Genomic DNA, 22,056 nt, shown 5'->3' on the forward strand with positions numbered 1-22,056 from the left:
TTTTTAAAACTTATTTTTCAAATCACCTTATCATCAAGTTCATCACTTAAAGCAACTAACTTAATCACAAGTAACTGTTTTTCAACAAGTTTCTATCTGCATCACCGCCGATGGATGTGCATTATAGACCATTAAATTCCCTTTGCAATACCTTTTTAAACATTAGCGTGACAACAGTTCGCTTTTTGATCAAAAATGGTAAAAATATTCATTTTTTATATAAACATGGTTGTAAAAGCAGCAATTTATCGAGATTTTTTTCATTCTGGTTCTTCTCTTGCCATCTTAAAGGCCGGCAATCGATATATTCACAATATCCCCCCTCTCCCTGAAGACACTGATCATTCCAGCTTAACTGGTAGCTGAAACTTCCTATATATCCAGCGGCCAATCCAAATTTATAATCACCACGACTTTCAGCATAGAGCTCAAAAATAACTTTGCCATTTTTTTTACATTGCCAAAAGAACTCTCGAGGTAAGTACATTTCTCTTCCAAAAGGTGTTTGAACTTTTGGATAAACACGATAAATATGAAAATTAACATCTTCGGTAAAAGTTAATGGTTCTTTGCCTATTTCTTGAATATCTAAGCGTGAACACAAAACGATATTCCATTGGTTTCTTATTTGGGTCAGAGTGACTTGGGTTGTTTCATTGAGATTAATCACTTGATATGTGTAAAAACATAAAGATAGAAAGGGTAAATGTAATGCTCGAGCATGTTTAAATCGCCCTAATCCACTCACTTCATATTTTTGCCCTTTATATAAGATTTCACCTTCACAATGACAAAGAACTGTCCAATAGTCTGATATTCCCCATTGCAAAGCAGATGAGTTCAAAATATTGGAAGGAGTTTGAATAACTAGATCACAGCTCATCTCAGAATCCACTCGTTTAAGATGAATTTGAGGAATTTGCCATTCAATAAGATCAGTTTTATCAAATTGATAGTAATTAGGATTAAGCTGAGATTGTCTTCGAATTGAATAAATTTTTAAGTGATCAACACTGTGTAAACTACTACTGACCAATACTGTTGCTGTATCAATCGCAGAAGTCACAATACTGTTTGCGTTATAACAAAGGGGAATTCTAGGCTGTCCAATCAGGCTAATATAATTAAAATAACGAAGTGGCGCAGGTAAGTTAGGAAGGATTAAACCTTGATAAACAACTTTGAAAAAGCCTCTAGAAGGCTGATATACAACGCCCCCATTTGAGTTGAGGCTCAGCTGCTGCAATTGATTTATCTGATTCATCAACTTCGGCATACTGAACCTCATATAATTTATGTTCTGATAGTCTCGTTATTTTTTTTAGCTAATAGCGTGGTAACAAAGCCCGATAGAGCATAGATAATTGAAACAATCAAAATACCCATTGGGATATTATAAGTGATTGCTGCAAAAATCAGTACTACTGGCAACATAACTACAAAAGGAACACGCTTACGGTCCATTTGCTTAAATGAATAGTATTTAATGTTTGAAATCATAAGTAGTCCAACCACCACCATGATCACCGAATTAATCACTTGAATCGCAATATCACGCAAATCGAAAATGAATGGGTAATCTCGCGCAACCCATACAAGTGAAATAATAATAATTGCAGCAAGTGGACTTGCGATACCAATAAAGTAACGTTTATCAACTACTCCAATTTGAACATTAAAACGCGCTAAACGGAAAGCCGCACAAGCAGTATAAACAAAACAGCAAGCTAAACCTATACGGCCCAAATCATGCAGACTCCAGCTATACATTAGCATTGCTGGCGCTACACCAAAGGCTAACAAATCTGACAATGAGTCATATTGCTCGCCAAAAGCACTTTGCGCACCGATTGCTCTAGCAACTCGACCATCTAACCCATCTAACAGTGCTGCTATAAAAATGGCATAAATTGCTTGAGTAAATTCGCCATTCATACTCGCAATGATGGAATAGAAACCAGACAATAAAGCGGCTGTAGTTATTAAGTTAGGCCAAAGATAAATACCTCGACGCTTTACTTTTTGTCCTTCCGGATTATCTTCCTCTTCAACCACTTCGAACGTAATCCCATCAAAAGAATGTTCATTATGAGTTAAATCTTGCTCTGGTTTAGGCGCATTTGTCATTATTTTCTATTCCAAACATGTGCATTGATTTAGATTAATTATTACTCACCCACTAACCAGCGTACAGCGGCGTGACCACCCGTTTCTTGCATACGTAAGTGAGGGAATAACCATTGTAGGGCTTGATCGGCTTGTTCAGAGAACTGCCAAGGCGGGTTGATTACCAATAAACCACAACCATTTAGACCTACAGGAGTGTCATCTGGCCATACACAAATTTCACAAACTAACTGACGGCGAATTCCTGTTTTGAACATTTTCTTTTCAAAACGCTCAATCATCGCTCGGTCTTTAATTGGATACCAAACTGCAAAAACGCCTGTTGGCCATTTCTTATGAGCTTGTTGTAACAATTCAACTAATTGCGGAAAATCTTTACGTTCTAACTCGTATGGCGGGTCAATCATGACTAGACCGCGCTTTTCCTTCGGTGGAATTACACCAAGTAAGCCTTCATATGCATCGCGCTCGTGCAAACCTGCACGTTTGTCATGAATGTTATGACGTAATTGCTGAAAAACATCACGTTGCATTTCAAATATAGTCGCTTTATCAATTTCGCGCATACCTTGTAATGCAAACCAAGGAGAACCAGGATAACTCCCCTTACCTTCTTGAGAGCGTAGTTCTTCAACAAGTTTTAAGTATTGTTGAATTGCTTCAGGAGCTTGGCGCTTTTCCATTTCTGAAAGCTGAACAAGACGATGAATACCTGTTAGGAATTCTCCTGACTTTTGCGCAGGTGCTTGAGATAAATCATATTTTCCTGCACCTCCATGCGTATCGATATAACGATAAGGTTTATCTTTGGCATTTAAACGGTTGAGAAGCTGTAGCAAAAGCACATGCTTCATAACATCTGCAAAGTTGCCCGCATGGAAATGGTGACGGTAATTCATGTTGACTTTAATTCCTCAATTCAACAAATAGTTTAACATGAAAAAAATATTCTTTCGTAAGGTTGTGATCATCTAAAATAGAGCAGCTTGATATTTTACGATCTATTCGAGGTTATATGCACTCTCACTCGCTTCCTGATTCATGGAATCTGGATCAAATTTTAGATGATTTAAATGCACATGGTTTTGCAATTATAGATCATGCTTATTCAGATCTATATCGCGCTCAGGTTGCAAATGAATGTAGCCACCATATGGATGAATTCAGAGAAGCTGGTATTCAAAACGGCGTGGTAAGCAATATTCGGAGTGACCATATTCTATGGATTAATGATCAGCTTCCGATTGCCCAACAACATATTGAAACCCTGAGTTTATTATCGCAAAGTCTAAATCAAGCATTTTATTTAGGAATTAAAGAGGTAGAAGCTCATTTCGCCTGTTACCATGCAGGTGAATTTTATGCATTACACCGTGATAATCCTCAGCAAAAAAATGATCGTATTATCTCTAGTGTTTATTATTTACACCCTGAATGGCAAGAAGACTGGGGTGGACAATTAAGGTTACAAGATAAAAATGAAAATTGGCATATTGTTAAACCTGAACCTAATCGGTTAGTTGTATTTCAAAGTAACTTATTGCACGAAGTTTTAGTTTCTAAACAGCAGCGCTTATCAATTACAGCATGGCTTCGTAGTGGAAACTCAATTTGGGGTTAGATGAGTACTCTTTAAATTTCTCAAATAACCCCGATATAAGAGCTATTGATTAAAAAGGGCGAAGGCGTATGTCTATTGAAACAAAAGCAATTGTGACCAGAATTGGTGAAACAGACCAACTCTATTTAACGGAAAATACGCCTGAGCTTGCTTTGGAACGTGCAGATTTACGTATGCAACTCGCGATGTTAAGCCGCGTTCGCCAAGAGCAAATTCATTTTTTGCAAGAGGCGATTGTTTTGCTCGAACAAGCTCGCATTGAATATGACGAGATGCCAATGAATTTATATTTAAATTTATCATTGCATTTAGCTAAAGCGTATATGATTTATTTTGAATTAAATAAAGAAAAGCGCTTTGCACTCATTACTCAGCAAATTTTGAAACCACTATCGCATCATGAGCATGCAGATATCTATTTCTTCTTGGCTTATGCTTCGGCAGCACAAGAAAAACCTGCCCTCACTCGGCATTGGCTTACTAAATATGTATCTACAAATCAATGTGATCTTGAACTGGTTCATGAACATCCGATATTTCATCCAGTACGCCATGAGCTATGGTACAAAGATTTATTAAAACGAAAAACTCATTAAAGTGTGAATTTTAAAAGGCCTGTTGCTAATAAACAGGCCTTTTTATTTTGCTATTTTTTGAGGCTATCTTCATGTAACTGTTCATTGAGTTCATCAATGACGACAATCCACTCATCATCTTTTTCCCAATGACTTTTTAAAAAATCACTTTGTCCTTTTGACCAAAAAGGTGCTTCATGTAATTTCTGTTCAGCAGGCAATTGATGCGTTTTGATGAAGTTTTCAATACTTGCCTCATCAGCATCTAATCCCAATTGTTCAAATAAAAGTTCTAATGTCGGTTGCTGTTCAAACACTGTTATTCTCCTATAACTTCTTTTCCATAATCTAACAACTATAGGGTTTAGTTGCATATCTATGTCTATATTTTCTTGTTGTTTTTTGTGTGTAGTTATAAATTTTCAAACATAAAAAAGCACCCTACAAGAGAGTGCTTTTTAATTCATTAAAGTAATGAATTATTTTACCATGTCAGCAATTGCTGCACGTTCTTCTTCAAGCTCGTTTAGAGTGAAGTTGATACGCTCACGGCTAAATTCGTCAATTTCTAAACCTTGAACGATTTTATATTCACCGTTTTCAGTTGTTACAGGGAAACCGAACATAACGCCTTCAGGGATACCATAAGAACCATCAGATGGAATACCCATAGTTACCCACTTGCCGTTTGTACCAAGCGCCCAATCACGCATATGGTCAATTGCAGCGTTAGCAGCAGAAGCAGCAGAAGACAAACCACGCGCTTCGATAATCGCAGCACCACGTTTACCAACAGTTGGAAGGAATACATCTTTGTTCCAAGCTGGATCGTTGATCTTGTCTTTTAAGCTTTCGCCGTTTGCAGTTGCAAAACGGTAGTCAGCATACATTGTTGGAGAGTGGTTGCCCCAAACTGTTAAGTTTTCGATGTCAGCAACAGCAACACCAGCTTTTTGAGCAACTTGAGTCAACGCGCGGTTGTGGTCAAGACGTAACATAGCTGTGAAGTTTTTCGCAGGAAGATCTGGAGCAGATTTCATTGCGATGTAAGCGTTAGTGTTTGCAGGGTTACCTACAACCAATACTTTAACGTTACGGCTAGCAACTTCGTTTAATGCTTGACCTTGGCCAATGAAGATTTCACCATTAACTTTTAACAAGTCAGCACGTTCCATACCAGGACCACGTGGACGAGAACCAACTAATAATGCATAGTCAGCATCTTTAAATGCAACTTTAGGATCATCAGTCCCGATCATGCCAGCCAATAAAGGGAAAGCACAGTCATCAAGTTCCATCATTACGCCTTTAAGCGCTTGTTGTGCTTTTTCAACTGGAACTTCAAGCAATTGTAAAATAACTGGTTGATCTTTACCTAGCATTTCACCGCTTGCGATACGGAATAATAAGCTGTAACCAATTTGACCTGCAGCGCCAGTCACGGCAACACGAACGGGTTGCTTCATGTAATTGTCTCCAATGAGTGTCCTTAATCGGGCTAAATAGCGATTCTATCTAACCAAATCATCATAAACGGCAAAGATTGTACTCTAAAGAAGTTGCAGATGCATGTAAAAGCGACTCATTTTCACCAAAAGTCTGATAGAAAATACAAATTAATCTTTACAAATAGATTCAATGTATGGTCAGCATTTTTTTATGAAATGGTAGCTCGCTTAGTAACTACCTTTAATTGTAATTTCACTTGGACAATTCGAGACAACATGATTTGAACACTGTTTATATTGGCCATTTACGGTGTAACAGACTTTAACTTCTGTGAGCACAACATCAGAACGAGATAACTGGCAATTAAAACGAATACCATTTTGAGGCATGCTTGGATTAAGCTTCGTAAACTGCTGACGTAATGTAGATTGTTGCATTTCTACATTGCTAGAACTTGTTAAATTAGCAGGTATTTTTAACCGCTCGGCAAAGTTAATAATCGTACGGAAATATTGACTCGCATTCATAGGAACACAGCCACCGACACTTTTCCAAAGCTGCACGCGAGCATTATTGTCTGGCATAACACGAGCAACAACTTTAGCTTGTAATGGTGATAGTGCAGCAGAACTTTCTGTTGAACAGTCAGTTCGGGTAGTTTCTGGCATTAAGCCAGTAATTGTAAGTGAATATCCTTCCAGACATTTACGCTGCTTCTGTTTAGAAGGATCTAACGAACAGACAGCAGGCGTCATCTGTACATGCATGACATAACCTTGCACGTTAACAGGTTCCGCATGTAAAACAGAACTCATCAATCCAATGCTTGCACAGATTAACCACCATGCAAGTTGTGATATTGATTGAGGTCCTAAATATCTATATTTCATTTAATTAAAACTTGGTTATGCCAATTAAAAGAATGTTCCATCATTCATCATCTAAAATTAAGGTGATGACCGCATTGGAATGACTTTCATACGCTGTATTAATGACTGAGCGCCTTGACCCAATACCACTCCATAATGTGTCGCATTCGTCATGACATGCTTAACGTAATCTCTTGTTTCAAGCAATGGAATGGTTTCAGTATACTGATCAGCCTCAATCGGTTGGTAATCTGGTTGCCAACGTCTTGCACGATTCGGGCCAGCATTATAACCTGCTGTCGCTAAAACAGGGTTATTGCTTAACTGACCTTGAATCATTGATAAATAAAATGTTCCATAACGAATATTGGTATTCATTTCACTCAACGCCGCCGGATTATATGTCTCCCCCATCTGACGAGCAATCAACTTTGCTGTATCAGGCATAATTTGCATCAGGCCACCTGCCCCCACATGGGAACGTGCCGAGGTAACAAACCGACTTTCTTGACGCATTAAACCATAAGCCCAAGCTGGATCAATTCCAGCATTGTAACTATGACTTACGACATTAGTCTTATGTGGGGTGACATAACGATAGGTATCATTATGTTTATTAGTTGTACGATCCGCTGCATAAATTGCACGGTCATACCAACCCATATCATGAGCACGCTTTGCAGCAGCTAATAATAAACCATCATCATGTTGGAGATAGGCCTGACGGACTGCCCAGTTCCATTCACGATTTGTATAAGTCGGATTGGCGTTAATGCGTCTCAGAGTAAATGCACGGTTAAAGTGAATATTTTGATCTAAACGGCGCAAATCACTTGCAGTTGGCTCATCACTATAAGGTTGATGATTATAGCGTACACCTAAACGGTCTTTTGCAAGTAAGTTGTGATAATCATCACCACTTTCAGCGAGTTTCTTATAAATACGTTGTGCCGTATTTTTAGAATTGCTATCACCACGCTGCTCTGTCGCACGAGCTAACCAATATTGCCAGCGATCTTCTTGCTTCTGTGAAACCGACATACTATCAATCGCACGAATTAAACTTTCCCATGCGCTAAAGCGAATCGCTTGTCGTGCATAAATTTCAGCTTCTTCAGGGCTTAAAGGGTAGCCATAACTCGCATCAAAGTATTGAAGAACTTCTCGGTTAAAATTATTTTTCATGACCGTAGTTCCGCCAATATAAGCTACGGTTCGATATAGATATTTTTGTACATTCTCGGGAGTGCCTTGTGCTACTCGCTGCACATTTGCAAAAGCATTTCCCAAGTCATTATTTGCTAGACGTCCCAATGCAAAAATCAGATAAGCATAATCAGCATCATTAGTTTTTGAGGCAGTCCACAAATAGTTAAGCGGATTTGCTTGAATCTGGTTAAGCTGAGCCAAAGAAAGATTTATTCCTAAACTTTGAGCAGTAGCAAGTGCCTGTCCAGATAGACCAGAGCGTAGCTGTACCCAAAGACGTTGTTGCTTATCTTGAGTACTCATTAATGGACTAGAAATCATCATACGACCTAGCCCAACACATGATTCTGGTTGAGATTCTGTTGCCAACCAAACATCTTTATATTCAGCAAATACTAATGCATCACCACTTTTAGCTCTCACCTGCGCTAAAGCACAATTTTCGGCTGGATCAGGGTTAGAAACATAAGATAAAAGTGGTTGAGCAGATACAAAGTCAGCTTGTTTTACTTTTTCTTCTACATAGTCTGCTGCAAGCTTCTCTGCCATAGCAGATTGAGGATAGCGCTGTGCAAAACTTACAATTGATGTTGGAGATTGAAAGCCTAGATTGCTGTTTAATTTCCAGTATTCAGGATAATAACCCAATACGTCATTTTGCATTGCAGCCTGATATTGATCTAACAAGGCTGTATTACCACTATTTGCGGCATTTAATGCATCATTAAATTGTTCTTCTGCTGCATAAGACAATGAACAACCAAGTAAACACACAGCCCCTAACCAGCCACGATGTGCATATTTATTTTTCATCACACGACTCTTGTTTGATGAGCTCTTTTTACTTGGTCTCATAAATATGTTAAACCCTGACTATCCACCTTTAGGCATAGTTTAATTATTCTTCGTGCTTTCTTTTGTTGTGTTATGTAACTCTCTGATTCAACATCATTAAAATTTATGTCATTTATCTCCATAAATCATAGCTCGCTTATGGCAGTTTAATTTTATCTGTTCAGCTCAAATACTGTTATAATGTTGGGTTTGACCCGTTTTGGGTTGTTTTATTATTTAACTAGATCGATCTGTTAGGAGCCTGCATGACGGTTCAAACCTTCATTCCCAATGGTGCCAAAGCTGCCTCAGAAAACACTGTTACCCAGCCAACGCACACCACTGATGTTTCAATAAAAAAACTTTATATTGAAACTCAAGGGTGTCAGATGAATGAGTATGACAGTCACCGTATGGCAGACCTTTTAGGGGATTCTCACGGCTACGTTTTAACGTCAAATCCTAATGAAGCAGACATTCTGCTCATGAATACTTGCTCTATCCGTGAAAAAGCACAAGAGAAAGTATTCAGTGAATTAGGCCGCTGGCGCAAATTAAAAGATAAAAACCCTGACCTTGTGATTGGTGTGGGTGGTTGTGTCGCCTCTCAAGAAGGTGACAATATTCAAAAACGTGCTCCTTATGTGGACATGATTTTCGGCCCTCAAACCCTCCACCGCTTACCGCAAATGCTTGATCAGCATAATGCTCAAATAGAAAAACCGAAAAAAGATAAAATCAAACTGGTTGATATTTCTTTTCCAGATATTGAAAAATTCGACTTTTTACCTGAACCACGCGTAGAAGGCTTTAAAGCATTCGTTTCTATTATGGAAGGTTGCTCTAAATATTGTTCTTTCTGTGTAGTGCCATATACACGCGGTGAGGAAGTTTCTCGTCCACTAGATGATGTACTCGCAGAAATTGCTGGTCTTGCTGAAAAAGGTGTCCGTGAAATTTCATTGCTGGGTCAAAATGTAAATGGCTACCGTGGTGAAACATTCGAAGGTGGCATTTGTACCTTCCCTGAATTGTTACGACTCGTTGCAGAAATTCCGGGTATTGGACGACTACGTTATACAACTTCACATCCACTTGAGTTCTCTGATGAGCTTATTCAGTGTTATGAAGATTTACCTCAAATGGTTTCACATTTACATTTGCCTGTACAAAGCGGATCTAACGATGTTTTACAGGCCATGAAGCGAAATCACACCATTGATGTGTATATCGATAAGATTGCCAAGTTACGTAAAATACGCCCTGACATGCATTTATCGAGCGACTTTATTATTGGATTCCCTGGTGAAACTGATGAAAATTTCGCAGAAACACTTCAGTTTATCAAAGACTTAGATTTCGACCACTCATACAGCTTCGTTTACTCAAAACGTCCTGGTACACCAGCATCAGACTTACCAGATACAACACCTGAACAGGTTAAAAAAGAACGTTTAGCTCAAGTTCAGAAAGTGATTAAGCAATCTAGTATTGAAAAGACTGACGCAATGCTTGGCAAAATTGAACGTGTTCTCGTTGAAAAAGTATCTGATCAAGACCCTAATATTTTATTAGGTACCGCAGACAATACTCGTCTAGTCACTTTTGTAGGTGATGCTTCATGGGTGGGTCGCTTTGCGGAGATCGAGATTACTGAAATTAAAACTTTAAATTTAGTTTACGGCGAGCTCTTGAATCTTGAGCCTGACGTGGCGTAATGTAGAGGTATTCTAAAGTCTACTGAAAGGTTTTCTCTTGACTGCAGCGATTCGACGTACCGTAACATTTCCTGAAGTTTCAATGGAACGTTTAAAGAGCATCTTGGGTGCCTATAATGGGCACCTTAAGCAAATTGAACAGCGTTTAGATGTCAAAATTACTCATCGTGGAGATGTTTTTCACATAGATGGTGAGATAGATGCTGTTGGGAGAGCCGAAGCACTATTGCAGCGACTCTATGAAGAGTCTGAGGTATCCCAGCAAATCAGTGCTGACTTGTTGCATCTACTCATTCAATCTTCTCAAACCGAGCGTAATTTCGAGCTGGTTGGTGAAGAGATGGATGAGCATGATGCACCGATGGATGTCTATTTCCAGACTCGAAAAGGCCGTATTAATCCGCGTGGTGCCAACCAAAAGCGTTATGTACAGCGTATTTTACAAAGCGATATTTCTTTTGGTGTCGGCCCTGCTGGTACAGGTAAAACTTATTTAGCAGTTGCCGCAGCCGTAGATATGCTCGAACGCAACGAAATCCAGCGGATTTTACTTGTACGTCCTGCGGTAGAAGCAGGAGAAAAGCTCGGTTTCTTACCTGGTGATCTTACTCAGAAAATTGACCCATACCTACGGCCTCTTTACGACGCTCTTTACGAAATGCTCGGCTTTGAAAAAGTTGCCAAACTAATCGAGCGTCAAGTGATTGAAGTTGCACCCCTTGCTTATATGCGTGGCCGTACTCTTAATCATTCATTTGTAATTTTGGATGAAGCCCAAAATACAACACCTGAACAAATGAAAATGTTCTTGACCCGTTTAGGTTTTGGCTCTCGTGCAGTGATTACAGGTGATATTACCCAAGTAGATTTACCTCGAGGCCAACAATCTGGTTTGGCACACGCTCTTCGAGTACTTGAGAATATTAAAGAAATTCATATTACCCGTTTCCATTCTCGTGACGTTGTACGTCATCAACTTGTTCAAAAAATTGTTGAAGCGTATGAAGGTTGGGATGGTGAACAACAGCGTCTTAATGCTGAAGCACGTGCTGAACGTAAAGCACGTCAAGAAGCATTAGTTGCTGAAAACGATACAGCAGCAGACTTGCAACACCAGGATGCCTAGGGTCTGTTGAATATTCAAAATTGGATTGCGTTGTCGGCTAAAATTGAGCAGGCAAGGCATGAAATGATGGGAAGGGTAAACCCCTTTCCAAGTTTCATAACGTAGTCTGAGATAATTTTAGCTACAACCCTTCGGGACAAGAGTGTTTTTTGTTGCTACATCGTTGTGAACTATTCATTTAGAATAACTAAATTTCATAGTCCACGCCTTATATCATCTAAAAACACTCGATGTCGCAACCATCTGTGAATGTTTAACAGACCCTAAGGATTCACTTTGAAAATCAGTTTAAGTTTACAACAAGACTTTCAATCACCTGAGTTAGAGCTCAAACGAGCTCAACTCAAAAAAATTATTGAGACAACTTTACGCCACGTTGGCTACAAAGAAGATTGTGAAATTGGTATTGCCTGTGTTGATCTGGAAGAAAGCCATCAACTTAACTTGCAATATCGAGAAAAAGATAAACCTACCAATGTTTTATCATTCCCAAGTGATATTCCAGAAGAAGTTTTACCAATGCTTGATGCACTACCATTAGGTGATTTGGTGATTTGTATTCCAGTAGTATTACAAGAAGCTTTGGAACAGAAGAAAACTGCTCAAAATCATTTTGCACATCTATTGGTTCATGGTGTTTTACATTTACTTGGTTATGACCATGAAACAAGCGATGAAGATGCCGAAGAAATGGAAGGCTTAGAAATTGAAATTTTAGCTAAACTCAATATTGCTAATCCTTATCAGGAATCATAAATTTCATTTTTAAACGATTCATAATAGAATCAGTTTTCTAATTTATTTTTAAAATGTGGATATCCTACAAGTTATCCACATTTTTCATTAATGTACCTCAAATTCAGCTTCAGCTGGATCAAAACGCCAAGTACGAATAATACGTAGTTCAGAAATATCTTTCATATTGCTATCAAAATGACCAAATGGTGCACCACGACGTACAGAAGCTTTTGCAGCTTCATCTAAAACTGAATGTCCTGAACTTTCAAGTAAACGAATTGCACGAATGCCCCCTTGAGCATTCAAAATCACCATAAGGCGAACTTCACCTTTTAATTGTTGTTGTTTAGCTTCTTCTGGATAATAACGATTACCGTAAAGCTCCACCTTTTCACGGAACTTATCTAAATAAGCTGCTGAAGCATCTTTCTTGGCTTGAATACCATCGACTGTTTTTATTTTTTGTTGACGACTGAAATCTTGCTGACGTTGTAAATATTGAGCTTCTAGGCTCGCGACCATTGCAGCTTTAGCTTGAAACTGGCTTTCTAATTGCTCAAGTGCTTTCTTTCTTTGACTCTCCTCAGCTTGTTTCTGCCAGCTCAACACAGTCATGAGTACTTTTTCTTCAAACTTAAGTTCTCTTTGTTGCTGTACTTTTTCTAAAGTTTCTAACTGGGCTTCTCCCGTCGAAGCATCAGTAGTCATAGGCGTCGGAGAATTACTAGACATCCGATGAGCCTCTCGAAAAGTTCCTGAACCTTGTTGGTCTGCTTGCGCTAAAAAATCTGCATGCTTAACAGCATCCTCAGCAGGACGAATAGATATAGCGATTTCTTTTGTGGATTGCTCTGACGGCGCAGGCATAGCAAAATGAATAAGCAGCACAAGAGTATGCAACAAGATTGCGAGTATTATTGCAACGATAAAGACTCGGTCTTGCCACCAATAAAGAAAAGGCTCTATAGGAAGACTTCTTTTTTTCAACATAATCTTAAAAGCATATAAATGCCTTTTCCCCACGGTACTGATACCGAACAAAATACAAACTGATATTCAAATATGGATAAAAGTGTGATTCACTTCAAATATGAGTTTTTATCCATTTTCATTTTGTGAAAATGTATCAATTAAATTTGTTACACTGCAATATCAAAACGTGTTTTTAACATAATAAAGAGTGTGTTGTTTCTTTAATAATTCATCTTCTGGAAGTTCTTTTATGCAAACGCTATTTTCCTCACTAGTCAAACGTCTTCATAAAGTCTACCGCAAAGCTGAAGCCTTCATTGAGGAAGAAAGAGATTTTACATTGTCGCAAACTTTTCTAAACGCGACATTAGAACGCTATGTTACCAATAATGTCGAATTTCTAGATGATTTGCATACAGACCTTTATCACGATTGGTTAAGGCTTTATGCCACAATGCATGTCAAAGGTTTAGAGACGACTTTATCTGTCGACTTAAAACTGATTCAGATGGAATTTAATAAAGAACAGCAACTAATCGTTTTTGAACAGATTAGTAATACACAAATAGTAGAAGCTAAATATAAAAATTTCTGGCAAAAAATTGCTGTCAAAGCTGCTATTTTTTACTATCACAAAATTCTAAAAAAAGATCCTTTGGGCATGATTTTGGAACGTTTTAACGTAGCCCAAGAAAAAGATGATCTTATCTTCCTAGACTTGAACCGTTGGTTCGGTAAGAAAGCCAGTATTATTGAAACATTAGGCAAAGTTCATATTAACTATGCGCGGGTTCGTGAAGCAGAATTGGTCGTCTTTGGTAATGTGAACCTTGCAGCTTTACTTTTCAAAGATCAAGATGACGATTTTGAAGATGAACTAGAAGACTCTGAGATTACGCCAATACAGCAAAAAGATGCATAACAACTGTATGAGCTAAAGAAATTCGCTGCTAAAAAACACTAAGAGATTACATATTTAGCATAAATCCTGATTTTTTCTCCATGATCAACAGGCATAATATGCAAAAGTCATAGATGCATCAGCACTGACCTTTCAGTCTGTACAAGGATATTTACTTATGGCAACAAAATTTCTGAAATCATTCAGCATCGCAACTGGTATTTCGACAACTTTGCTTATTGCAAGTTTCTCTAGCCATGCACTTGCCATGAGCCCATTTCAGGCAAATTATCAGTTTACCTATAATAATAAAGGCATGGGTTCAGCAACACGCGCACTTAGTCAACAAGGAAATAACTGGACTTATCTATTCACTGCAAAAGCTGGTGGAATCGCTTCTGCAAGTGAAACAAGTAAATTTAGTTTTGCTAATGGCAAAATTGGTTCACAAAGCTTTAGTCGTACCAGCAAAATTTTAATTCATAACAACACTATGAATATTAATTTTAACCCTGGTAATAAGACAATCAGCACTAAGAAAGATGATAAAGCACGCTCATTTGCTTGGCAGCCAGGCGTACTTGATGAGCTAAATGCTGAATTACAAGTCCGTGAAGATTTAAAAAATGGTTCACTTAAATCGTCTTACCCTCTTGCCGATGCAAAAGAAGTTGAAAACCGCCGTTTTGTAAAACAAGGCAACGAAAAAGTTAAAACTTCTTATGGCACCTTTGACACTGTAAAAGTGGTCTTAGAGCACGGCAGACCAGATCGCAGTACGATTTTCTGGTTAGCACCTAAATTAGACTACTTACCAGTTAAGGTAAGCCATATTGATGGCAAAACATCTTATGGTTTGTTATTAACAAGTTATAGCGGTAAAACGAATTAAAGCTTGCATTTTTTCGGATGCTTTTTAAAATACGCATTTGCTTTAAAAGCATCCGTCTAGAGGATTCTCCCGTGCACGCACTAGAACAGAAAATCTTAACAGAAGGTATCGTTCTATCTGATCAAGTGTTGAAAGTCGACGCTTTCTTAAATCACCAAATTGACCCTGTCCTCATGCAGCAGATTGGTAAAGAATTTGCCGCTCGCTTCAAAGATGCAGGGATTACCAAGATTATTACCATTGAAGCTTCAGGTATTGCGCCAGCAATCATGGCAGGTTTAGAACTTGGTGTACCTGTGATTTTTGCTCGTAAATATCAATCGCTCACTTTAAAAGACGATTTATATCGCGCCAAAGTATTTAGTTTTACTAAACAAACTGAAAGTACCATTGCTATTTCAAACAAGCACATCAACTCAAGCGATAAAGCTTTGGTCATTGATGACTTTTTAGCAAATGGTCAAGCTGCACTTGGTTTGATTGACTTAATTCATCAAGCAAATGCAGAAGTTGTAGGTGTTGGTATTGTGATTGAAAAATCATTCCAACCTGGCCGTGATTTATTGCTTGAAAAAGGTTACCGCGTTGAATCATTAGCGCGAGTTAAATCACTTACTGATGGCACAGTAACTTTTGTTAAAGAATAAAATTGTTTTAATAAAAAAGAGCGGATTTCCGCTCTTTTTTATTACTATAAAAATTAAGAATGAAGTTTTTTTACGATTTCACCTAAACGCTTACCTTGCGCTTCACATAAAACCTTTTCATCTTGACTTAAACCTTGGTCATGACGTGGACCACTCACATGGCTAGCACCATAAGGCGTTCCGCCTGTTTTCGTATTTGATAAGGCGGGAATAGAATTTGGTAAACCTAAAATCATCATGCCATGATGAAATAACGGCGGTAACATTGTTAATAAAGTACTTTCTTGCCCACCGTGCATTGAACCAGAAGAAGTAAAAACGCAAGCAGGTTTATTATGTAATGCACCATTGAGCCAGAGACTTGTCGTTTGGTCCCAGAAATATTTCATTTCACTCGCCATATTACCAAAGCGAGTTGGAGACCCTAATGCCAAGCCAGCACAATTAGCTAAATCCTCTAAAGTGCAATAAATATCGCCTTCTTCAGGAATGCTCGGTTCAGCCTCTGTTACAACTGTTGCAATATTAGGTACTGTTCTTATTTTTACAGCAACCCCAGCAGACTCAACACCATTTGCAATAAGATGCGCCATTTCTTTAGTAGAACCATATTTACTGTAATAAAGCACAAGAATGTAAGGTTGCATCGCTTTCATGAATTTTGTTAAAAAGAACACTATACGGTATTTTTTATTTTTTTGGCGAAGCCAATTCTATGAAATTTTAGAGGTGATTGATTTTTAAGGGCAACAGTAACAAATATCGGTAAAAGCTTTTTACGATGTTTTGTTACGATGATACATACGGAACTTTCAGAATACTTTTTATTCTTTAGGTTAAAGTTTACCCATATCAACGATAGTGTTCTCAAACGAAGACACTGGTGAATATCAATCACCCACATCATGATTAAAAAAATCGGGATAGATGACGCATGTTAGAACGTTTTTTGAAGAGACTTCCTTTTTATAACAAGACCTGGTTTCAATTTATTTTATTCGTGATTAAGCGTTTTGAAGCTGATCGCTGCCGGGAGCAGGCTGGCGCACTTACTTATACAACTCTTTTTGCTGTTGTGCCGATGCTAACAGTATTTTTAGTTATTATTTCTTCAATTAAAGCGTTAGAACCTGCTAGACAACAGTTACAGCACTTAATCTATAGTAACTTTTTACCTAAAAGTACCATTGCATTTGATAAGGCACTCAATGCATTTACTGAAAAATCCAGTAATTTAACTGTAATTGGTGTGCTGTTCCTATTTGTCACGACAGTTTTAATGCTGACAACAATTGAAACTGCCTTCAATCGGATATGGAGAGTGAAAGAAACTCGTAGTGGCATTGTAGGTTTTATGCGCTACTGGACCATTATTTCGCTTGGCCCTATTATTTTAGGTAGTGCTTTCGTTATTTCATCAACCGTTGCATCAATGAACTTATTAAGTAATAACTTTACAGGTTATCAACTTGATGGCGCCTTTCTACTTTGGCTCATTTCTTTTGTTCTTACTGTATTGGGATTCTTTATTTTATATTGGACCATTCCCAACCGCACGGTCCCGTTATTTTCAGCAGCAATTGCAGCATGTTTAAGTGCTGTATTATTTGAAATACTCAAAAACTTATTTGGCTTTTTAATGTCCAACTTCACCAGTTATGAAATCATATACGGTGCATTTGCGGCAGTACCTATTTTCCTACTATGGGTTTTCTTATCTTGGAATATTGTTTTGCTTGGGGTCGAGGTGAGTTTTGCCCTTACCGCTTTCCATTCAGGTAAAGAGCAAAAAAGACATCCAGTACTCATGCTACTCGATATTTTAGAACTCTTTTATAAAAAGCAGAAACTTGGTGAAAGTGTAAGCGATAAAGAAGCATTAGGTATTTTAGGCCGCGGTGAAGTTGGTCGTTGGCCCGCTTATGTCGTCTTACTTGAAGAGCAAAATTTAGTTAAACGCACAGATAAAGATGAATACGTTTTAGTTCGCAATTTATCTCAAGTCGACTTCTGGAGCTTCTTCACTGCATTGCCTTATCCACTTCCCCTACGTCTAGATGTACTCAATGTGCATGACGACGACGAATGGATGGAAAGAATTGGCCCTGCACTAGTTGAATCAAACGACTATTTAGCTGCAAAGCTTTCTATTCCACTTTCAACGATTTTTGAAGAGAAATAATATACATGAACAACAGGGTTTAGCCTTTGTTTGGTTGGCCCTGTTTTAAGCTCATAATAATGATTCCTGATAAAACCAAAATACTTCCAGCTACAAATTTGATTTCTAATTTTTCATCTAAGAACAACACACTAAAAAGCACACCAAATAATGGCGTCAGAAAGGAAAATACGCCTAAACGTGAGGCTAAATAATTTCTTAATAGCCAAAACCATAGTAGTAAACTTGCAAAAGATACAATCAATGTTTGAAAGCTTAAACTTAAAAATGTCAATTTCGTGAGATGCATTGTGATTTGATCTGTCGCAAAAGCGATTAAGATTAATAAAATAAAACAACCCGTGAGTTGATAAAACAAGGTTTGCGTTGCTGGGGCTTGGGCCAAAGAAGATAAACGAACAATAATAGTGCTTAATGCCCAAGCCATTCCCGCCATAAGTGCATATAAATCACCCAATAAAACTTGCACTAATGCTGCGCCATTTAGAGTTGTAGCTGTCGGGTAAAATGTAATAATAATTCCCATAAAAGCCAAAGTAATGCCTCCCCACTGCGCTCGGTTCAAGCGTTCAGTAGGAAATTTCCAATGAAGTCCCAATGCGACAAAAATTGGAGCGGTATAGAGTAAAACTACAGTATGGGAAGTCGAAGTGAGTTTTAAAGCTTGAGTTACAAAATAGAACTCTAATGAAAAAAATAAAGCAACAAGCGCACCGGCTTTACATTGTTGATAAGAAAACAGATGGATAGAACTATCACGCCACAATAAAGGTAATACTAAAAGTGCAGATAATCCAGAACATAAAGCAATTTGCATAATCGGCGTAATATCTGTAGCCGCTATTTTTAGAACCACTTGTTGAAGTCCTAAAATCATACATAAAAGCACCATTAAAGCCGAAGCTCTGGTATCCAGATTTTTGCGCTCGTCCATTTGTTACCTTTATTTATAGCGAAAAATCAGACTATAGAACTGTCGTATTTGCATGATATAGTGAAAAACAGACAAGCTATTTGCATTTTCAGGCAATTTTCATAGATGAAAAAATCAGCTCAACGTGTGCAAGATTTTCTAGAAATTCCCGCTCACAACTCAATTCCTGATTTACTCTGGTTTCGTGTGCGAAATGCGCCAGCAGAAACAGTTTATCCTCAACATGCACATGCATGGGGTGAATTTATTTATGCTTTTAGTGGTGTACTTGAAGTTAATATTGATCAAATCAACTATTTAACGCCGCCACCTTACGGGATTTGGCTACCACCTTATACCAAACATAGCGGAATTAATCGCAATGAAGTAACCCATGCAACCTTATATATTCATGAAAGTCTGTGCCAAAAGTTACCGCAGAAAGCAGGAATATTATTAACTTCACCGCTTGTACCTGTTGTTAGACCACTTAAGGCAATATCATCAGGATGAAACTCAAGTTGAATATTTACGTCTACTTCAGGTTCTATTAGATCAACTCATAGAAGCTGAATTAGTCGGTAGTTATTTACCAACAACACATCATCCAGCCTTAGCAAAAGTTTTAAATGATTTACATCATAACCCTGCCGATAACAGTACTTTGCAAGAACTCGCTGAACGTATAAATATGACCGAAAGGACTTTGGCTCGTTACAGTCAAAAAGAGTTAGGCATGTCTTTACATGAATGGAGACAAAGATTAAAAGTTATGAAAGCAATGACTATGCTTAATCAAGGAAAAACAATTGAAAGCATTGCTTTTGATTTAGGTTATGCCAGTGCATCAGCATTTATTTATATGTTTAAACGCTGGATGGGATTTACCCCAGACCAGTTCCGAAAACTCTATCAATAACTTAATGTCGAGTGCAATAAAAAACCCTATTATCAGTTCAATAATAGGGTTCAAAACTTAATGTTCTAAATCAAATTATGCTTTAACAAAGGTTTCCCAAACAAAATCTTGAGTAGCACCTTTCAAAGTCATTTTTAACTGATCACCAGCATTCAACGGCCCTACACCTGCTGGCGTACCTGTCATAATGACATCGCCCGGTTCAAGTGAAAACACCTGATTTATATCAACCAATAAGTAAGCAATGTTAAACATAAGCAAGGCTGTATTACCATCTTGACGTAATTCATCATTTATATGGAAAGTAAACTTAGTATCTTCCCAATTGGTAATTTCACTTACATCTACCCAGTCCGCAAGTACACATGAACCATCAAATGCTTTTGCTCTTTCCCAAGGCTGGCCTTTATCCTTCAATTCATTTTGCATATCACGCAAAGTTAAATCTAACCCTAAAGTTACCGCACCAATAGCTTGCAATACTTTTTGCGGATCAGTTTCGCCTTTTAGTGGCTTATCAATACGTAAAACAAATTCGCATTCGAAATGGCAACTACCCCAAGATGGATTCCACGAAATACCTTCATCTAAACCAATCAAACTACTTGGCGGTTTGATAAACAATACTGGTCGTCCCGGCATTGCATTGTTCAGCTCTTTTACATGATCGGCATAACTTCTGCCTACGCAAACGATTTTTGAAGGACGTGTATTCATGAGGCTTCCTTTATATTGTTGCGACTAATAATTCCAATAACTTATTTCTTAAATGTATTTTCAAATACGGTTTGATCTGAAGCTTGAGCAAAAGCACGTTTAGGTACAATAATGACCGTCTTATTTTTTAGCTCAAGCATATAAGTCAATTTACCTATGGCAAAAGTTTGTACGTCACCATACTGTACAACTTGTTTACGACCCGCAGCATAAAGTTCAAAATAATCCTGATATAAATCGATTCCCTGCTCACTCTTACCAAACTGATAACGTACAAACTGACGTTTAAACATCATTGGTAAAAGCCAATAGCGCATTAAACCTTGCATAATTAGGAAAAAAACACCTAAAGCAACATAGTAACGACCAACACCTGAGAAACCTAAATAAAGCCCCCAAATAATGATTGCAACACTAATAACAGGGGTTAAAAAACGGCTGAATTGCTTCTTTCCGAACGTCACCAAGCCAAACCCGTCTTGAGACTCTTCTAAATTTAAATAATAACGTAAAGATAAAGCGCTTTTTTGCTCGGTCATCACAATGTGTCAATATTGAATAAATCGAAACTATTAGAGCATATTCATCTACGCTTTAAAATGAATCAAAAGTGATTTTTTATTTTTGCTCAAGTTATAAGACTTTCAGTTGTACAAGCGGCTTACTCGTTTCATATATAGAACATAGATTCATATTTATAAGGCTTATTTCATATTCTTAAATTTATAGAATGCTTCTATTGTCTCTTTTAGTGGAATTCGTCATGTCTTTCTTTGCAAAACTATTTGGCTTAAATCAAAAATCGGCAACTCAAGAAGATGTGGCTGTTAAAGCCACTCAAAAACTAGAGCCTTCAAACGCAGTTTCTTTCTTAGAACTCATTAAGAACCGCCGCTCTATTTATGCAATTGGAAATAACTTAAGCCAAACCAACGACGAAATTGAAAAATTAATTCAAGAAGCAATCAGACATAGTCCTTCTGCATTTAACTCTCAATCATCTCGCGCTGTTATTTTATTTGGACAATCACATCAAAAATTCTGGGATACTGTTCTAGAAGTTTTAAAAAGTATTATCCCAGCTGAAGCTGTATCTGGAACAGAACAAAAAATTCAAAGTTTTGCCGCTGGTGCAGGCACAGTTTTGTTTTATGAAGATCAGAACGTGGTTAAAGGCTTACAAGAACAGTTTGAAGCTTATGCTGATAATTTTCCAATCTGGTCTGAGCACTCAACAGCAATCGCTCAATTTGCAGTTTGGAACGTATTAGCTGAACAAGGTGTTGGTGCTTCATTGCAACACTACAACCCAATTATTGATGAGAAAATTAATACTGCTTTCAATATCCCAGCTGAATGGAAGCTAAGAGCTCAGTTAGTTTTCGGTTCTATTGAAGGAAATGCTGGAGAAAAAGCCTTTATTGATGATTCAAGCCGCTTTAAAACATTTGGCTAATCAATATTTTGTACTATTGTTTAGAGCTGGTTGCCATGAGCACCAGCTTTTTTAATAAAACTATAAAAAATAGGCACAAAAAAACCGCTATAAATAGCGGTTAATTCTTCAAGTGGTGCGCTCAGAGAGATTCGAACTCCCGACCCCTTAGTTCGTAGCCAAGTGCTCTATCCAGCTGAGCTATGAGCGCG

At 37.9% G+C, this 22,056-nt stretch carries 21 protein-coding genes, 1 tRNA gene and 2 pseudogenes; 11 read left to right on the forward strand and 13 right to left on the reverse strand.

Annotated features, from left to right (window positions below; genetic code table 11):
- Positions 1-189 precede the first annotated feature (189 nt).
- From AC056_RS10255 to AC056_RS10265, 3 genes and pseudogenes are all read right to left on the reverse strand, one after another.
- A pseudogene (locus tag AC056_RS10255) lies at positions 190-1,276 on the reverse strand (DUF6670 family protein).
- Between the two features lie 17 nt (positions 1,277-1,293).
- Complete coding sequence (pssA, locus tag AC056_RS10260; protein WP_004705447.1) at positions 1,294-2,127, reverse strand: CDP-diacylglycerol--serine O-phosphatidyltransferase; 834 nt, start codon at positions 2,125-2,127, stop codon at positions 1,294-1,296.
- A 41-nt stretch (positions 2,128-2,168) separates the two neighbouring features.
- Positions 2,169-3,026, reverse strand: a complete 858-nt coding sequence (locus AC056_RS10265; protein WP_004705444.1) for a 23S rRNA (adenine(2030)-N(6))-methyltransferase RlmJ — start codon at positions 3,024-3,026, stop codon at positions 2,169-2,171.
- Positions 3,027-3,142: 116 nt separating this feature from the next.
- Here AC056_RS10265 and AC056_RS10270 point away from each other — a divergent pair, with 116 nt between their 5' ends.
- Positions 3,143-3,748 (forward strand): 2OG-Fe(II) oxygenase, encoded by a 606-nt coding sequence (locus AC056_RS10270; RefSeq protein WP_077163566.1) that lies wholly within the window; start codon positions 3,143-3,145, stop codon positions 3,746-3,748.
- A gap of 68 nt (positions 3,749-3,816) precedes the next feature.
- Positions 3,817-4,344 carry a hypothetical protein gene (locus AC056_RS10275; protein ID WP_077163567.1) on the forward strand — a complete coding sequence of 176 codons (528 nt, stop codon included), beginning with the start codon at positions 3,817-3,819 and terminating at the stop codon, positions 4,342-4,344.
- A gap of 50 nt (positions 4,345-4,394) precedes the next feature.
- On the opposite strand, the gene AC056_RS10280 is transcribed toward AC056_RS10275, so the two are convergent.
- From AC056_RS10280 to AC056_RS10295, 4 genes are all read right to left on the reverse strand, one after another.
- Positions 4,395-4,640: a DUF2789 family protein gene (locus AC056_RS10280; RefSeq protein ID WP_068935656.1), complete on the reverse strand. Its 246-nt coding sequence runs from the start codon at positions 4,638-4,640 to the stop codon at positions 4,395-4,397.
- A gap of 162 nt (positions 4,641-4,802) precedes the next feature.
- Positions 4,803-5,789, reverse strand: coding sequence for a malate dehydrogenase (locus AC056_RS10285; RefSeq protein ID WP_002119517.1), 987 nt, complete (start codon positions 5,787-5,789; stop codon positions 4,803-4,805).
- Positions 5,790-5,999: 210 nt separating this feature from the next.
- Complete coding sequence (locus AC056_RS10290; protein WP_004705438.1) at positions 6,000-6,662, reverse strand: ribonuclease T2 family protein; 663 nt, start codon at positions 6,660-6,662, stop codon at positions 6,000-6,002.
- Between the two features lie 57 nt (positions 6,663-6,719).
- Positions 6,720-8,663 (reverse strand): lytic transglycosylase domain-containing protein, encoded by a 1,944-nt coding sequence (locus AC056_RS10295; protein ID WP_077163568.1) that lies wholly within the window; start codon positions 8,661-8,663, stop codon positions 6,720-6,722.
- A gap of 287 nt (positions 8,664-8,950) precedes the next feature.
- On the opposite strand from AC056_RS10295, the gene miaB reads away from it, so the two are divergent.
- From miaB to ybeY, 3 genes are all read left to right on the forward strand, one after another.
- Positions 8,951-10,402 (forward strand): tRNA (N6-isopentenyl adenosine(37)-C2)-methylthiotransferase MiaB, encoded by a 1,452-nt coding sequence (miaB, locus tag AC056_RS10300; protein WP_077163569.1) that lies wholly within the window; start codon positions 8,951-8,953, stop codon positions 10,400-10,402.
- Between the two features lie 37 nt (positions 10,403-10,439).
- Positions 10,440-11,528: a PhoH family protein gene (locus AC056_RS10305; RefSeq protein WP_004705435.1), complete on the forward strand. Its 1,089-nt coding sequence runs from the start codon at positions 10,440-10,442 to the stop codon at positions 11,526-11,528.
- 276 nt (positions 11,529-11,804) lie between these two features.
- The gene (gene ybeY, locus AC056_RS10310; RefSeq protein ID WP_004705432.1) at positions 11,805-12,284 is read left to right on the forward strand and encodes an rRNA maturation RNase YbeY; all 480 of its coding nucleotides are present in this window, start codon (positions 11,805-11,807) and stop codon (positions 12,282-12,284) included.
- 87 nt (positions 12,285-12,371) lie between these two features.
- Here the strand turns inward: ybeY and AC056_RS10315 are convergent, their stop codons facing one another.
- Positions 12,372-13,256, reverse strand: coding sequence for an energy transducer TonB (locus AC056_RS10315; RefSeq protein ID WP_077163570.1), 885 nt, complete (start codon positions 13,254-13,256; stop codon positions 12,372-12,374).
- Between the two features lie 232 nt (positions 13,257-13,488).
- On the opposite strand from AC056_RS10315, the gene AC056_RS10320 reads away from it, so the two are divergent.
- The 3 genes from AC056_RS10320 to AC056_RS10330 all read left to right on the forward strand — a co-directional run bounded on the left by AC056_RS10320 (position 13,489) and on the right by AC056_RS10330 (position 15,678).
- A complete protein-coding gene (locus AC056_RS10320) occupies positions 13,489-14,160 on the forward strand; it encodes a hypothetical protein (protein ID WP_004705429.1) in 672 nt (223 codons plus the stop codon).
- 157 nt (positions 14,161-14,317) lie between these two features.
- Positions 14,318-15,031 (forward strand): DUF3108 domain-containing protein, encoded by a 714-nt coding sequence (locus AC056_RS10325; RefSeq protein WP_077163571.1) that lies wholly within the window; start codon positions 14,318-14,320, stop codon positions 15,029-15,031.
- A 71-nt stretch (positions 15,032-15,102) separates the two neighbouring features.
- Entirely contained in the window at positions 15,103-15,678 is a 576-nt protein-coding gene (locus AC056_RS10330) for a xanthine phosphoribosyltransferase (protein WP_002050789.1), read from the forward strand.
- Positions 15,679-15,731: 53 nt separating this feature from the next.
- Here the strand turns inward: AC056_RS10330 and wrbA are convergent, their stop codons facing one another.
- Positions 15,732-16,325, reverse strand: coding sequence for an NAD(P)H:quinone oxidoreductase (gene wrbA, locus AC056_RS10335; RefSeq protein WP_174740740.1), 594 nt, complete (start codon positions 16,323-16,325; stop codon positions 15,732-15,734).
- A gap of 287 nt (positions 16,326-16,612) precedes the next feature.
- On the opposite strand from wrbA, the gene AC056_RS10340 reads away from it, so the two are divergent.
- Positions 16,613-17,860: a YihY family inner membrane protein gene (locus AC056_RS10340; RefSeq protein ID WP_004705421.1), complete on the forward strand. Its 1,248-nt coding sequence runs from the start codon at positions 16,613-16,615 to the stop codon at positions 17,858-17,860.
- A 19-nt stretch (positions 17,861-17,879) separates the two neighbouring features.
- Here AC056_RS10340 and AC056_RS10345 read toward each other — a convergent pair whose 3' ends face one another.
- The gene (locus AC056_RS10345; RefSeq protein WP_077163573.1) at positions 17,880-18,794 is read right to left on the reverse strand and encodes a DMT family transporter; all 915 of its coding nucleotides are present in this window, start codon (positions 18,792-18,794) and stop codon (positions 17,880-17,882) included.
- 105 nt (positions 18,795-18,899) lie between these two features.
- Here AC056_RS10345 and AC056_RS10350 point away from each other — a divergent pair.
- Positions 18,900-19,692, forward strand: a pseudogene (locus AC056_RS10350) (helix-turn-helix domain-containing protein).
- Between the two features lie 75 nt (positions 19,693-19,767).
- On the opposite strand, the gene AC056_RS10355 reads toward AC056_RS10350, so the two are convergent.
- Together AC056_RS10355 and AC056_RS10360 are read right to left on the reverse strand one after the other, a co-directional pair.
- Positions 19,768-20,409, reverse strand: a complete 642-nt coding sequence (locus AC056_RS10355; RefSeq protein WP_049064626.1) for a fumarylacetoacetate hydrolase family protein — start codon at positions 20,407-20,409, stop codon at positions 19,768-19,770.
- Positions 20,410-20,450: 41 nt separating this feature from the next.
- On the reverse strand, positions 20,451-20,948 hold the full coding sequence (locus AC056_RS10360) for a YcxB family protein (protein ID WP_004705413.1): 498 nt from the start codon (positions 20,946-20,948) through the stop codon (positions 20,451-20,453).
- 224 nt (positions 20,949-21,172) lie between these two features.
- Here AC056_RS10360 and AC056_RS10365 point away from each other — a divergent pair, with 224 nt between their 5' ends.
- The gene (locus tag AC056_RS10365; protein ID WP_077163574.1) at positions 21,173-21,865 is read left to right on the forward strand and encodes a nitroreductase family protein; all 693 of its coding nucleotides are present in this window, start codon (positions 21,173-21,175) and stop codon (positions 21,863-21,865) included.
- A gap of 113 nt (positions 21,866-21,978) precedes the next feature.
- On the opposite strand, the gene AC056_RS10370 is transcribed toward AC056_RS10365, so the two are convergent.
- Positions 21,979-22,055: transfer RNA gene (locus AC056_RS10370), tRNA-Arg, on the reverse strand.
- Between the last annotated feature and the right edge of the window lies 1 nt (position 22,056).

The sequence above is a fragment of the Acinetobacter genomosp. 33YU genome (genome assembly GCF_001990725.1).
In the GTDB taxonomy this organism is placed as follows: Bacteria; Pseudomonadota; Gammaproteobacteria; order Pseudomonadales; family Moraxellaceae; genus Acinetobacter; species Acinetobacter seifertii.

Coding starts and splice junctions, on each gene's coding strand:
- pssA (WP_004705447.1), bottom strand. CDS start 2,127: ATGACAAATGCGCCTAAACCAGAGCAAGATTTAACTCATAATGAACAT.
- AC056_RS10265 (WP_004705444.1), bottom strand. CDS start 3,026: ATGAATTACCGTCACCATTTCCATGCGGGCAACTTTGCAGATGTTATG.
- AC056_RS10270 (WP_077163566.1), top strand. CDS start 3,143: ATGCACTCTCACTCGCTTCCTGATTCATGGAATCTGGATCAAATTTTA.
- AC056_RS10275 (WP_077163567.1), top strand. CDS start 3,817: ATGTCTATTGAAACAAAAGCAATTGTGACCAGAATTGGTGAAACAGAC.
- AC056_RS10285 (WP_002119517.1), bottom strand. CDS start 5,789: ATGAAGCAACCCGTTCGTGTTGCCGTGACTGGCGCTGCAGGTCAAATT.
- AC056_RS10290 (WP_004705438.1), bottom strand. CDS start 6,662: ATGAAATATAGATATTTAGGACCTCAATCAATATCACAACTTGCATGG.
- AC056_RS10295 (WP_077163568.1), bottom strand. CDS start 8,663: ATGAAAAATAAATATGCACATCGTGGCTGGTTAGGGGCTGTGTGTTTA.
- miaB (WP_077163569.1), top strand. CDS start 8,951: ATGACGGTTCAAACCTTCATTCCCAATGGTGCCAAAGCTGCCTCAGAA.
- AC056_RS10315 (WP_077163570.1), bottom strand. CDS start 13,256: ATGTTGAAAAAAAGAAGTCTTCCTATAGAGCCTTTTCTTTATTGGTGG.
- AC056_RS10320 (WP_004705429.1), top strand. CDS start 13,489: ATGCAAACGCTATTTTCCTCACTAGTCAAACGTCTTCATAAAGTCTAC.
- AC056_RS10325 (WP_077163571.1), top strand. CDS start 14,318: ATGGCAACAAAATTTCTGAAATCATTCAGCATCGCAACTGGTATTTCG.
- wrbA (WP_174740740.1), bottom strand. CDS start 16,325: ATGCAACCTTACATTCTTGTGCTTTATTACAGTAAATATGGTTCTACT.
- AC056_RS10340 (WP_004705421.1), top strand. CDS start 16,613: ATGTTAGAACGTTTTTTGAAGAGACTTCCTTTTTATAACAAGACCTGG.
- AC056_RS10345 (WP_077163573.1), bottom strand. CDS start 18,794: ATGGACGAGCGCAAAAATCTGGATACCAGAGCTTCGGCTTTAATGGTG.
- AC056_RS10355 (WP_049064626.1), bottom strand. CDS start 20,409: ATGAATACACGTCCTTCAAAAATCGTTTGCGTAGGCAGAAGTTATGCC.
- AC056_RS10360 (WP_004705413.1), bottom strand. CDS start 20,948: ATGACCGAGCAAAAAAGCGCTTTATCTTTACGTTATTATTTAAATTTA.
- AC056_RS10365 (WP_077163574.1), top strand. CDS start 21,173: ATGTCTTTCTTTGCAAAACTATTTGGCTTAAATCAAAAATCGGCAACT.